The 12724-nt window shown below is 71.5% G+C and carries 10 protein-coding genes; 4 read left to right on the top strand and 6 right to left on the bottom strand.

Annotated elements, in window-relative coordinates; all coding sequences use genetic code 11:
• Positions 1–58: 58 nt before the first annotated feature.
• Positions 59–862 (top strand): helix-turn-helix domain-containing protein, encoded by an 804-nt coding sequence (locus JQN84_RS05255; protein ID WP_281903140.1) that lies wholly within the window; start codon positions 59–61, stop codon positions 860–862.
• Positions 853–1035 (top strand): DUF397 domain-containing protein, encoded by a 183-nt coding sequence (locus JQN84_RS05250; protein WP_204957222.1) that lies wholly within the window; start codon positions 853–855, stop codon positions 1033–1035. The genes JQN84_RS05255 and JQN84_RS05250 overlap by 10 nt, the downstream gene beginning before the upstream one ends.
• Positions 1036–1167: 132 nt before the next feature.
• Here JQN84_RS05250 and JQN84_RS05245 read toward each other — a convergent pair whose 3' ends face one another.
• From JQN84_RS05245 to JQN84_RS05220, 6 genes are all read right to left on the bottom strand, one after another.
• Positions 1168–2433, bottom strand: a complete 1266-nt coding sequence (locus JQN84_RS05245; RefSeq protein WP_281899290.1) for a family 16 glycosylhydrolase — start codon at positions 2431–2433, stop codon at positions 1168–1170.
• A 278-nt stretch (positions 2434–2711) separates the two neighbouring features.
• Positions 2712–2930 carry a hypothetical protein gene (locus JQN84_RS05240; protein ID WP_088642133.1) on the bottom strand — a complete coding sequence of 73 codons (219 nt, stop codon included), beginning with the start codon at positions 2928–2930 and terminating at the stop codon, positions 2712–2714.
• Between the two features lie 75 nt (positions 2931–3005).
• Positions 3006–4109, bottom strand: a complete 1104-nt coding sequence (locus JQN84_RS05235; RefSeq protein ID WP_204957220.1) for an NYN domain-containing protein — start codon at positions 4107–4109, stop codon at positions 3006–3008.
• A 234-nt stretch (positions 4110–4343) separates the two neighbouring features.
• The gene (locus tag JQN84_RS05230) at positions 4344–4889 is read right to left on the bottom strand and encodes an SRPBCC family protein (protein ID WP_204957219.1); all 546 of its coding nucleotides are present in this window, start codon (positions 4887–4889) and stop codon (positions 4344–4346) included.
• 98 nt (positions 4890–4987) lie between these two features.
• Complete coding sequence (locus JQN84_RS05225; RefSeq protein ID WP_204957218.1) at positions 4988–6001, bottom strand: cupin-like domain-containing protein; 1014 nt, start codon at positions 5999–6001, stop codon at positions 4988–4990.
• A complete protein-coding gene (locus tag JQN84_RS05220; RefSeq protein ID WP_204957217.1) occupies positions 5998–6189 on the bottom strand; it encodes a hypothetical protein in 192 nt (63 codons plus the stop codon). The genes JQN84_RS05225 and JQN84_RS05220 overlap by 4 nt, the downstream gene beginning before the upstream one ends.
• 118 nt (positions 6190–6307) lie before the next feature.
• Here JQN84_RS05220 and JQN84_RS05215 point away from each other — a divergent pair, with 118 nt between their 5' ends.
• A complete protein-coding gene (locus tag JQN84_RS05215) occupies positions 6308–6997 on the top strand; it encodes a YoaK family protein (protein WP_204957216.1) in 690 nt (229 codons plus the stop codon).
• Positions 6998–7201: 204 nt separating this feature from the next.
• The gene (locus JQN84_RS05210) at positions 7202–12667 is read left to right on the top strand and encodes an ATP-binding protein (protein WP_204957215.1); all 5466 of its coding nucleotides are present in this window, start codon (positions 7202–7204) and stop codon (positions 12665–12667) included.
• Positions 12668–12724 lie beyond the last annotated feature (57 nt).

Below are 12724 nucleotides of genomic sequence, written 5' to 3'. Positions count from 1 at the left end.
CGAAGCCGTTCGCTCGTGCGGCGATACCGAGTGATTCTCGCGTAAGAATTGTGGAGGGATCGTGGAGGAACCGACCGCCGGTCTGATCCGGGCCCAGCTGCGCCGGATGCGCCTCGCCGCCGGACTCAACCAGGAGGAGTTCGGCAAGCAGGTGCACTATTCGGCGTCGATGGTGTCCAGCGTGGAAACAGGCACCCGCCCATTCGACAGGCAGTTCCTCTCCCGGGCTGACGAGGTGCTCCACTCCGGCGGCCTCTTGGTCTCCCTGCTTCGGATAATGGAGAAGGAGGGCCAGCCCAGCTGGTTCCGGCCGTGGCTCGAAGCCGAACGCGCCGCCCGGCAGCTTCGTTGCTTCCACCCTGGCCTCGTTCCCGCGTTGCTCCAGACGGAGAACTACGCCCGCGCGGTGATCCGCTGCGATGACCTGCTCACCGACGACGAGGTGGAGAGGAAGGTGGCAGCCCGGATGGACCGCCAGGCAGTTCTCCACCAGCCGGACCCACCCCAGCTCATCGCTGTCATCGACGAGGCCATACTGCACCGCACCGACGAGGGCTACCGGGGCCTGATGACCCGCCAGATCGACCACTTGGTGGTCATGACCGAACGCCCCCAGATCAGTGTGCACGTCATTCCGCGCCTGACCGGCTTCCATGTGGGCATGTCCGGGCCGTTCGCACTGGCCAGGGGCCTGGACGGCAGCTGGGTGGGCACCCTGGAGAGCCAACTCGCCGGCACGACGATCGACAGCGAGGGAGACCTGGCTAGCCTCTTGGCGAGGTGGGAGTCGGTCCGCAACGACGCCCTGCCCCGCCGCCAGTCGATGGAACTCCTGAAGGAGGCAGTGACGTCATGGACCTGAGCAACGCCCAGTGGCGCAAGGCAAGCCGCAGCGGAAACACCGACTGCGTCGAGGTAGCCGCCAACATGCCCGGTCTGGTTGCCGTCCGCGACAGCAAGGACCTCGCAGGGCCGGTCCTGACCTTCGACCCACAGAACTGGAAATCTTTCGTGGAACACGCCGCACGGCACTGACCCGGGACGCGGCGGATGGCCCCCAGCGTGCGCTGGGGGCCATCCGTCATCTCATGCCGTGCCCGCTATCGCGTGGACGACTCCACCCGGCACAGGTACCCGCCGCAGTGGGCCTTCCGCAATAGCCGCCAGTCAGAAGCGGGACCACTTCTGACTGGCGACGCCGAGGCAGTCCCACAGGTGCAGTTTGCCGCCGTTGTTGGGGTTCTGGTCCCGGACGTCGACGCACCTGTTGGCGCTGAGGTTGACCAGGTCCCCGGCGCCGTTGAGGGTGAACCGCTGGGCCGGGTTGCCGTTGCAGGTGACCAGGTTGACCTCGGTGCCGTTGGCGGTGCCGGCCCAGGCCGGGTCCATGCACTTGCCCATCGCGCGGACGGTGCCGTCGGTGGCGAAGGTCCACGCCTGCGCGGCGGTGGTGTTGCAGTCCCAGATCTGGAGCTTGGCCCCGTCCACCGCGTTGGAACTCGGGATGTCGATGCACCGGCCGCTCTGCGTGCCGCGCAGCCGGGTGGTGCCGGGCTGCGGGTTGCCGCCGCCGGGCACGTAGCTGGAGACCCGGACGTAGTCGACGAGCATCTGCTGGGGGAACTGGGTGGAGCCGTCGGGGTAGCCGGGCCAGTTACCGCCCACCGCCACGTTGAGGATCATGAAGAACGGGTGGTCGTAGACCCAGCGGTTGCCGCCGAGCCGGGACGGGTCGACGCGGTGGTACTCGACGCCGTCGAGGTACCAGACGATCAGGTTCGGCTCCCAGTCCACCCGGTAGGTGTGGAAGGTGTCGGCCAGCGGCTGGCCGATGGTACGGCTGCCGGTGATGCCTCCCCCGCCGGAGTAGCCGGGGCCGTGCACGGTGCCGTAGACGGTGTTGGGTTCCCGGCCGATGTTCTCCATGATGTCGATCTCACCGGCGGCGGGCCAGCCGGCGCTGCCCATGTCGTTGCCGAGCATCCAGAACGCCGGCCAGATGCCCTGGCCGCGGGGGATCTTGATCCGGGCCTCGAACCGGCCGTACGCCTGGGTGAAGGTGGCGGCGGTGAGCAGCCGCGCCGAGGTGTACTCGCACCTGCCGTAGTGGCACTGGTAGTTGGCCGGGTTCTCCTTGCGGGCGGTGATGACCAGGTTGCCCTGTCCGTCGTGGACGGCGTTGCTGGTGCTGTTGGTGTAGTACTGCCGTTCGTTGTTGCCCCAACCGCCACCGCCGATGTCGAAGCGCCACCGGTTCTGGTCGACGGGGGTGCCGGCAGCGGCGTTGAACTCGTCCTGCCAGGTGATGCCGCCGATGGCGGCCGAGGCGGGCTCGGCCTGGGCGGGCAGGACGAGGGCGGCGGCGAGGGTGACGAGGGCGACCGCCGCGCGGGCGAGGGATCGGGGCCGGGGGACGGCTCGGGCTCCGGGCACGGGAGGCTCCTTGGGCGACATCGGGGGCGGGGAGCACGCCAGGGGAGAGCGCTCTCCACGAAGGATGTCGATATCCGGCACTTCTGTCAATAATGTTTCCAGTTAGCTCGCCCTAATCAGGAGCCCGCCGACCGGTCAGTGAAAAGAAAACTACTCTGCGTGATCAGAGTCGTTGCGCGCCGGCGACCTCGGAGGTGTCCCGCGCGAAGCCCGACCGGTGGCCGGAAGGCGGGGCGGGCGGGACGCGGTGCGGACCGCCCGCCGACCGCCGGGACCGCTCAGCGGTGCAGCCCGCGCCAGGAAGGATTGCTGCCACGCCAGGCGTCGGCCAGGATGACCGCCGCCGCCCGGCTCGGGCACTGCTGCACGCGGGAGCGACCCGACGCCCCGCCGATCTGCGCCTGGACCTCCCAGGCCTCCCCGTCGGTACGGATGTAGACGTCCCGCCGCCCGCGTGGGCTCGGGTCACCGTTCCACCAGTGCTCCTCGACCATCATTCACCGACCGTATAGCAAACTGGCCGCGGAACGTGAGTCACGAATTCGTCGAGGCCCGCCGCCGGCCCCGCCCGGTCATCCCTGCCGGGGCGTGAGCAGGTAGTCGTCGGCCTCCGCGCTCCAGGCCAACGTGACCTCACCGGCCGTGGCGGCGGCCTTACCGAACTGGAGGAAACTGCGGTAGCCGAGCTTCTTCTCGCTGAATTCGGGGCGGGCCCGGCGGAGCTGGTTCTTGAGCCCGGACAGCGCCACCGGGCCACCGGCCGCGGCCAGCTCCGCCACCACCGTACGCAGCAACGCGAAGGCGACCTCCTGGTCGCCGTGCTCGGGCAGGGACACCTCCGGGTCGCCCTTGGCCGGCCCCTCGGCCAGCTCGACGACATTGTGCCCGGCGAGGTGGCGCAGCAGCTCACCGAAGGTGCGGAACCCGTAGTCGGACTCGCTGAACGTGGGGTCCTTGCGCAGCAGGGTGCGCTTGAGCCGGGAGGCGGTCACCTCCCCCTCCGAACTGCCCTGGAGGCCGGCGACGGTCTGGGCGACCAGCACGGCGAGCGCCTCGGCGTCGCGTACCGGCTCCTCGGCGGCCGGCGACGAATCCGGCTGCTCCGGCTGCTCCGGTGTCGGCTCCACCGCCGTCGGCTCCGGCTGCTGCGGCTCGGCCGGGCGCGACGCGCGACCCCGCCGGCCGCGTACGGGTGGGAGGTCGACGCCCTCCAGCCGGTCGTAGTAGAGGAACTCGTCGCAGGCGGGCGGGAGCAGCGCCGAGGTGGACTTCTCCACCCCGACCCCGATCACCCGCTTGTTGAGTTCGCGCAGCTTGTGCACCAGCGGGGTGAAGTCGCTGTCCCCGGTGCAGATGACGAAGGTGGAGATGTAGCCGCGCTCGAAGGCCAGTTCCACCGCGTCCACGGCCATCTTGATGTCGGCGGCGTTCTTGCGGGACGCCCCCATCCGCTGCGGGATCTCGATCAGCTCGACGTGCGAGCGGGTGAGCATCCGACGGTCCTCGTCGAAGTATGACCAGTCCGCGTACGCCCGACGGACGACCACCCGCCCCCGCTCGGCGAGGGCGTCGGCGATCGGACGGAAGTCGAACGCCCGCCCGCCGTGGTGTTCCCGGGCGCCCAGGGCAAGGTTCTCGTAGTCGAGAAAGAGCGCGATTCGATCCTCGTGATCCACCGCAACACCCTAATCCCGCGCCCCTGCCCCACCACCCCGCCACGTCGCACCACCCCACCAAAACCCCCCCGAACCCCACCGAAGCCCCCCCAGCCACCCCACCGAATCCCGGCGATCACCCCGCCGAAGCCCCGGCGATCAAGAGGAAAACGTCAGCCGGCGGCCGGTTCATGACGTATTTCTCTTGATCACCGGGGCTGGCCGGCGGGGAGCGCGGGAGCGCGGGGCGGAGGGTCAGGGGGTGCGGTTCTCGGCCAGGGCCTTGATGCCGTCGAGCACCGACTCGATGTGGGAGCGGAGCTGGCCGAGCCTCGACTCGACGATCTGCTCCTCGTGCTCGGGGGCCTGGTCGATCACGAGGCTGAGCCCGGAACGGCCCGGACCGACCCGGACCGTCTGCCGCAGCCGGGTGCCGGCCCCCTCCGGTTCCAGCTCGAACCGCCAGGTGGCCGCCGGCGACGACACGTCGGCCCGGCCGGCACCGTCCTGGCCGGCGAACATGCCGTCCACGTCCGTGACGACCCACCCGAAGACCCGTTCCTGGTCCAGTTCGGTGACGTAGGAGGCGGTGCGCCACTGCCCGATACGCGGGTGGCTGTTGTACCCGAGGAAACTGGCCCCCTTGACGAGTTCGTCGGCACCCTCGAACCACTCGACCCGTTGCAGCTCGGGACTCAGCCGGGCCGGCAGGTGAATGTCGGTCACCAGTTCCCAGACCCGGGACGGAACTGCCTCGACGTAGACCTCGTAGGTCACGCCCGGCCCATCGGCATAACGCAAAATCGCCACCTTCGATCGGATCCGACGCGCGCCGGATCACCCCACAATGCGATCGACGATAATGCATGTCGTCGAGGGACCGTAGGGCTGCCGGGCGCTCACCGGTCCGCTCCGGCCGCGGGGGGCGTGGCCATCTTGTGGTTCTGCCCCGGAATGCGGAAATGGTGGAAGCTGACCGTGGCGCTGACCTCCAACGCCTGCACCCAGTGCCACCAGCCCACCGGGACGAACAGCAGCTGCCCCGGTTCCAGCACGACGTCGAGCACCGTCGCCTCGGCGTACCGGGGGTGCCGGGTGAGGTCCGGGTCGGCCGCGTCGACCGCGCTGAACGTGCCGCCGCGCGGATAGACCAGGTGCCGCTCGTACGACGGGACCAGCCGGACGTGCTTACGGCCGAGCACCTGGCCGAGCAGCACCGAACTGTTGTCCACATGCAGCGGCGTCACCGTGCCGGCCGGCCCGAGCAGCAGGTGACCGAGCCCGGACGGGTCCACGATCCCCTCCGGGGCACGGATGTCGGCGGCGAGCGGGCGCAGCGCGCCTGACCAGTTCTCGTTGCGCGGCACCATGTAGTAGTCGTTGGTGTGCCGGCCCGAGGCGAGCAGCGCCAGGTACTCGCGGAACGGCATGCTGGTGCGGTGCCTGTCGTACTGCCAGGCGTGGTCGGGGTTGGCGTCCCGGCCGGTCATCACCTCGACCTCGGCGTCGCCGCAGGCCGCCGCCAGGCCGGACAGCGTCCAGCCGAGGGCGGGCCAGTCGGCCATCAGGCCGTCCAGCACGACCGGCCGGTTGCCGAAGTAGTAGCGGGAGAAGAACTCCGCAGGGTCGAGGTCCGCACGGTGCTCCAGCGTCCGCCCGCCGTCGCTGTCGCGCAGCGTCCGGTACGTGTCGAGGACCGACTCCAGCCAGTCGTAGCGCAGCGCGAGCCGCCGGCACACCGCGAAGTACGGATGGTCGGCCAGTTCCCGCAGCTCGGCGTCGATGGCGTCGGGGTCGGCGGACCCGGCGACGGCAGCGGCCCGCGCCTGCGGCACCGACGCGCCCATGGCGAGGTTCTCGACCAGCCACTCCCGCCACGCGGGGTCGAGCCGGGACGGGACGACCGTGGTCATGCCCCGGCCGCCGGCACGAGGGTGAGCCGGGGCGGGCGGACCGCCTCCTGACAGGTCGGGTACGAGTTCTTCACGTGGGCCGGGATGTGGTCCGGCGGCGGGGTGAGCCGCGCCTCGCGGTCGTACTGGTCGCAGTTGACGTAGGAACCCTTGACGTGGGCGGGGAAGTGGTCCGGCAGCTCGGTCATGGGGCCAGTCAACGGGCCCCGGCGTCCCGGCCACCAGGGGTCGGTGTCCCGGCCGCCCGGGACGTTCCCGCAGGTCATGGGTAGACTCCCGGCCGGAAACGATCATCGGAAGGGCCCCATGACAAAGCGTTACGAGCTGCCGCTGCTGGTGTTGACCGCGGCGACCGGGGCGGTCGACGGGGTCAGCTATCTCGCCCTGGACCGGGTCTTCACCGGCAACATGACAGGCAACGTGCTCTTCATCGGTTTCGGGCTGGCCGGGGTGTCCGGCCTGCCGGTGCTCAACAACCTGGTGGCGTTGCTGACGTTCATGCTCGGCGCGGTGCTCGCCGCCCGGCTGACCCGGGGCGCGTCGGGGCCGGCGGCGCTGCCCGCCGCCGGGCTGGCCATCCTGGTCGGCGGCAGTGTGCTGACCCTCGCCCTGGCCGGTTTCTGGCTCGCCACCGGCCCACCGGCGCACGGGGTGATGCTGGCCGTCACCGGCCTGCTCGCCCTGGTGCTCGGCGCGCAGGCGGCGGCGGTCAAGCACATCGGCATCCGGGACCTCTCGACGGTGGTGGTGACCATGACCATGGTGAACCTGTCCGCCGACAGCCGGGCCGCCGGTGGCCCCGGCACGGCCTGGCTCCGCCGGTTCGGTGCGATCACCACGATGGGCCTGGGCGCGTTCGTCTCCGCGGTGCTGACGTTGCGGGTGAACGGGGCGGTGGCGCTGGTCGTGGCCGGGGCGCTGCTGGCCGTCGGCACGACACTGATCGCGGTGGTCCGCCGCCGCGAGGTCGCCGCGACCGCGTCGGCGGACGCCTGACCCCGCCGACCTGCGGCGGGTGCCGCAACAACCTCGTCCGGGCGGGGAAAGACCAAAAACTTTTGTGGGTTTCCTACAACGGTCACCGCTCAGGGTTCGGTGATTACGACATGGCGCTACCGGCCGGCACGCGGAAGGGTGATCGCTGTCGGGGGTCGATGCCTTGCGGCGCGTACTCGTGGATCTACCGGAGGAGTCGGTCGGGTGTTCAGCCGTGTCGCCATCGTCAACCGGGGTGAGGCCGCGATGCGCCTCATTCACGCGGTCCGAGAGCTGGCCGCGCAGACCGACACTCCGATCGAAACGGTGGCCCTCTATACCGACGTCGATCGCACCGCGACCTTCGTCCGCGAGGCCGACATCGCCTACGACCTGGGTCCGGCGTCCTCCCGGCCGTACCTCGACCTGAAGCGGCTGGAGCATGCCCTGGTCGAGACCGGGGCCGACGCGGCGTGGGTCGGGTGGGGTTTCGTCGCCGAGGACCCGGCCTTCGCGGAGCTGTGCGAGAAGATCGGCATCACCTTCGTCGGGCCCAGCCCGGACGCGATGCGCAAGCTCGGCGACAAGATCGGCGCGAAGCTGATCGCCGAGGAGGTCGGCGTGCCGGTCGCGCCGTGGAGCCGGGGCGCGGTGGAGACCCTGGAGGCCGCGATCGCCGCCGCCGCCGAGATCGGCTACCCGCTGATGCTCAAGGCGACCGCCGGCGGCGGCGGCCGGGGCATCCGCGTGGTCACCAGCGACGCCGAACTGGCCGACGCCTACCAGCGCACCAGCCAGGAGGCGGCGCGCGCCTTCGGCAGCGGCATCGTGTTCCTGGAGCGCCTGGTCACCGGTGCCCGGCACGTCGAGGTACAGGTCATCGCGGACGGTCAGGGCACCGCCTGGGCGCTCGGCGTACGGGACTGCTCGGTGCAGCGACGCAACCAGAAGGTCATCGAGGAGTCGGCCTCCCCGGTGCTCGGTCCGGAGCAGACGGCCGAACTCAAGTCCTCGGCCGAACGGCTGGCCGTCGCGGTCGGCTACCGGGGTGCCGCCACCGTCGAGTTCCTCTACCACCCCGGTGACCGGCTGTTCGCCTTCCTGGAGGTCAACACCCGGCTCCAGGTGGAGCACCCGATCACCGAGCTGACCACCGGCTTCGACCTGGTCAAGGCGCAGTTGCACGTCGCGGCGGGCGGCCGGCTCGACGGCGTGCCGCCGGTGGAGCGCGGGCACGCCATCGAGGCCCGGCTCAACGCCGAGGACCCGGACCGCGACTTCGCCCCCGCCCCGGGCCGGATCGCCCGGCTGGACCTGCCCGCGGGTCCCGGCATCCGGGTCGACACCGGGGTCAGCGAGGGCGACACCATCCCGGCCGACTTCGACTCGATGATCGCGAAGATCATCGCGTACGGGCGGGACCGGGACGAGGCGCTCGGCCGGCTGCGCCGGGCGATGGCCGAGACCACGGTGATCATCGAGGGCGGTGCGACCAACAAGAGCTTCGTGCTCGACCTGCTCGACCAGCCCGAGGTGATCGACGCCAGCGCCGACACCGGCTGGATCGACCGGGTACGCGCCGAGGGCCGGCTCGTGTCGCACCGGCACTCCGCCGTCGCGCTCGCCGCCGCCGCGATCGAGGCGTACGAGGAGCAGGAGCAGGCCGAACAGCAGCGGCTGCTGTCGACGGCGTTCGGTGGCCGCCCGCAGGTGCAGCACGTCAGCGGCCGGCCGCTGGACCTCAAGTTGCGCGGCGTCGGGTACCGGATGCGGGTGGCCCGGGTCGGCGCGCACCGGTTCCGGGTCGGCATCGAGGCCGGCGGCGACGTGCACACCGCCGACGTCGAGCTGGACCGGTTCGACCGGCACACCGGGCAGATCGCCGTCAACGGCGCCCGGTACCGGCTGCTCACCGGCACCCACGGCGCGATCCACCTGGTCGAGGTGGACGGCGTGACCCACCGGGTCGGCCGTGACGAGGGCGGCGTGGTCCGCTCGCCGATGCCCGCGCTGGTCGTCGCCACCCCGGTGGAGGTGGGCGCCGAGGTCGAGGCGGGCGCGCCGGTGCTGGTGCTGGAGGCGATGAAGATGGAGACGGTGCTGCGGGCACCGTTCCGGGCCCGCCTCAAGGAGTGCGACGTCTCCGTCGGCAGCCAGGTGGAGGCCGGCGCGGCGCTGCTGCGGCTGGAGCCGCTCGGCGACGACGCCGACGACGCCGCGGGTGCCGAGGCCGCCCCGCCCGTCGCCCTGGACCTGCCCACCGCGCCCGACCAGGCCCCGGCGATCGAGCGGTCCCGGCGCGGCCAGGAGGACCTCCGTGGACTGCTGCTGGGCTTCGACGTGGACCCGCACGACGACGGCCGGGTGCTCGACGAGTACCTCGCCGCACGGCGGGCCGCCATCGAGGACGGCCACCGCCCACTGGCCGAGGAGATCGATCTCGTCGACGTCTTCGCCGACCTCGCCGAACTCAGCCGCAACCGGCTGACCGGGGAGGACGTCAGTGGCGACAACCACGTCCCCAGCGCCCGCGAGTACTTCCACACCTACCTGCAGAGCCTCGACGTCGAGCGGGCCGGTCTGCCGGCGCACTTCCAGGCCAAGCTGGCCAAGGCGCTCGGCCACTACGGCGTCACCGAGCTGGACCGCTCCCCCGCCCTCGAAGCCGCCGTGTTCCGGATCTTCCTGGCCCAGCAGCGGGCGGCCACCGACGCCACGGTCATCGCGACGTTGCTGCGCTCCTGGCTGCGTGAGCCGCCGCCGGACGCGGTGCTGCGCGAGCCCGCCGGTCTCGCCTTGGAGCGGCTGGTGGCGGCGACGCAGGTCCGTTTCCCGGTCGTCGCCGACCTGGCCCGCGGGGTGGTGTTCGCCTGGTTCGCCCAGCCGCTGCTGCTGCGCAACCGGGCCCGGCTGTACGCCTCGGTCCGCCGGCACCTGCGTCACCTCGACGCGCACCCGGACGCGGCGGACCGTGCCGAGCGGGTCGCGGAGATGGTCCGCAGCACCGAACCCCTGGTCCGGGTGCTCGGCCAGCGGCTCGTGCGGGACCACCTGGACAACGCGGTGATGCTGGAGGTGCTGACCCGGCGGTACTACGGCAACAAGGGCCTGGCCGACGTGCGGACCCGCCGGGTGGCGGACTGCACGTTCGTGGTGGCCGAACGGGCCGACTCCAGCCTGCTCTCCGCCGCCGTACGCTTCGACGCGCTGGGCGACGCGCTGCGCGGGCTCGCCGAACTGGCCGGGGACGGCTCGGCCGTCGACGCCGACATCTATCTCGGCTGGGAGAACCAGCCGGAGGACTTCGACGCGATGGCCGCCGCGCTGCTGGAGGTCGTCAACGCGCACCCGCTGCCGGCCCAGGTCCGCCGGCTCACCACCACCGTCGCGGGGCGCGGCGGCGCGGTGATGCACCACCACTTCACGTTCCGTCCGTCGAGCACGGGGATGAGCGAGGAGCGGCTGATCCGTGGCCTGCACCCGTACATCGCGCAGCGGATGCAGTTGGAGCGGCTGCGTAAGTTCGACCTGACCCGGCTGCCGTCGTCGGACGAGGAGGTCTACCTCTTCCAGGCCGTCGCGCGGGAGAACCCGTCCGACGAGCGGCTCGTCGCGTTCGCCCAGGTACGCGACCTCACCGCGCTGCGCGAGCACGACGGGCGGCTGGTGGCCCTGCCCACGGCCGAGGACATCGTCGCCACCTGCCTGGACTCGATCCGCCGGGCGCAGACCCGCCGCCCGTCCAAGACCCGCTTCAACACCAACCGGATCGTCATCTACGTCTGGCCGCCGAGCGACCTGACCCGCGAGGAGATGGAGATGATCGCCGAGCGGGTCCGCCCGACGACCGTCGGCGCGGGGCTGGAGGAGATCCTGTTCATCGCGCGCCAGCGCGACCGCCGCACCGGCGAACTGAACAAGATCGCGGTGCGCATCGCGTTCGACGCCACCGGCGGGGCCGAGCTGACCATGGGTGAGCCGCCTGTCGACCCGGTGGAGCCGCTCGACGACTACCGGCTCAAGGTGCTGCGGGCCAGCAGCCGCAACACGGTCTACCCGTACGAGCTGACCGGGATGCTCGGCCAGTTCGTCGAACACGACCTCGACGACGACCACGCGCTGGTGCCGGTGGACCGGCCCCGGGGGCGCAACACGGCGGCGATCGTCGCGGGTGTGGTCACCACGCCGACGCCGAGGCACCCGCAGGGGGTGACCCGGGTGGTGCTGCTGGGCGACCCGACCAAGTCGCTCGGCGCGCTCTCCGAGGCCGAGTGCCGGCGGGTGATCGCCGCCCTGGACCTGGCCGAACGGCTGCGGGTGCCGCTGGAGTGGTACGCCCTGTCGGCCGGTGCGCGGATCTCGATGACGTCGGGCACCGAGAACATGGACTGGGTGGCGGCGGCGCTCAAGCGGATCGTCGAGTTCACCCAGGACGGCGGCGAGATCAACATCGTGGTCGCGGGGATCAACGTGGGTGCCCAGCCGTACTGGAACGCCGAGGCGACGATGCTCATGCACACCCGGGGCATCCTGGTGATGACGCCGGAGGCCGCGATGGTGCTCACCGGCAAGCAGTCGCTGGACTTCTCCGGTGGGGTGTCCGCCGAGGACAACTTCGGCATCGGCGGCTACGACCGGGTGATGGGCCCCAACGGGCAGGCGCAGTACTGGGCGCCGAACCTGACGGCCGCCCGGGACGTGCTGATGTCGTACTACGACCACACGTACGTCGCGCCCGGGGAGGACGCCCCGCGCCGGGCGACCACCGCCGACCCCGTCGACCGGGACGTCTCCATTTTCCCGCACACCGTGGCCGGCAGCGACTTCACCACCGTCGGCGAGATCTTCTCCGCCGCCGCCAACCCGGACCGCAAGAAGCCGTTCGACATCCGTACGGTGATGCGGGCGCTGTCCGACCAGGACCACCCGGTGCTGGAGCGGTGGGCGGGCATGGCCGACGCGGAGACCGCGGTGGTGCAGGACGTGCACCTGGGCGGCATCCCGGTCTGCCTGCTCGGCATCGAGTCGCGGTCGGTGCCCCGGCGGGGTTTCCCGCCCACCGACGGCCCGGACACCTACACCGCGGGCACCCTGTTCCCGCGCTCGTCCAAGAAGGCCGCGCGGGCGATCAACGCGGCCAGCGGCAACCGGCCGCTGGTGGTGCTGGCCAACCTGTCGGGCTTCGACGGCTCGCCCGAGTCGATGCGCAAGCTGCAACTGGAGTACGGGGCCGAGATCGGCCGGGCGATCGTCAACTTCCGTGGGCCGATCGTGTTCTGCGTGATCTCCCGCTACCACGGTGGGGCGTTCGTGGTCTTCTCCAAGGCGCTGAACCCCAACATGACGGTGCTGGCGCTGGAGGGCTCGTTCGCCTCGGTGCTCGGCGGTGCCCCGGCGGCGGCGGTGGTGTTCTCCGGCGACGTCAACGCCCGTACCGCAGCCGACCTGCGGGTGCGCGACCTGGAGTCGCGGGTCGCGGCGGCCACCGGCACCGAGCGGGCGGCGCTCACCGCCGAACTCGACGAGACCCGCGCGGCGGTCCGCGCGGAGAAGCTCGGCGAGGTGGCGGCGGAGTTCGACCGGGTGCACAACATCGGGCGGGCGGTGGAGGTCGGCTCGGTCGACGCGGTGATCCGGGCCGCCGAGCTGCGTCCCCGCATCATCGAGGCGATCGAGTCCCGACTGGGCTGACACCCGCCGGTAGCGCCCCGCGCCCCGGCCGCCGTGAGCGGTCGGGGCGCGGGGCGC

The organism is Micromonospora humidisoli (assembly GCF_016900955.1).
GTDB lineage: Bacteria > Actinomycetota > Actinomycetes > Mycobacteriales > Micromonosporaceae > Micromonospora > Micromonospora wenchangensis.
Note: the sequence above shows the minus strand (reverse complement) of the source record. Positions and strands in the feature narration are given on the sequence as shown.

What these genes read in the sequence shown, in the direction of transcription:
- JQN84_RS05250 (WP_204957222.1), top strand. Translation starts at nt 853, where the DNA reads ATGGACCTGAGCAACGCCCAGTGGCGCAAGGCAAGCCGCAGCGGAAAC.
- JQN84_RS05240 (WP_088642133.1), bottom strand. Translation starts at nt 2,930, where the DNA reads ATGATGGTCGAGGAGCACTGGTGGAACGGTGACCCGAGCCCACGCGGG.
- JQN84_RS05225 (WP_204957218.1), bottom strand. Translation starts at nt 6,001, where the DNA reads ATGACCACGGTCGTCCCGTCCCGGCTCGACCCCGCGTGGCGGGAGTGG.
- JQN84_RS05220 (WP_204957217.1), bottom strand. Translation starts at nt 6,189, where the DNA reads ATGACCGAGCTGCCGGACCACTTCCCCGCCCACGTCAAGGGTTCCTAC.
- JQN84_RS05215 (WP_204957216.1), top strand. Translation starts at nt 6,308, where the DNA reads ATGACAAAGCGTTACGAGCTGCCGCTGCTGGTGTTGACCGCGGCGACC.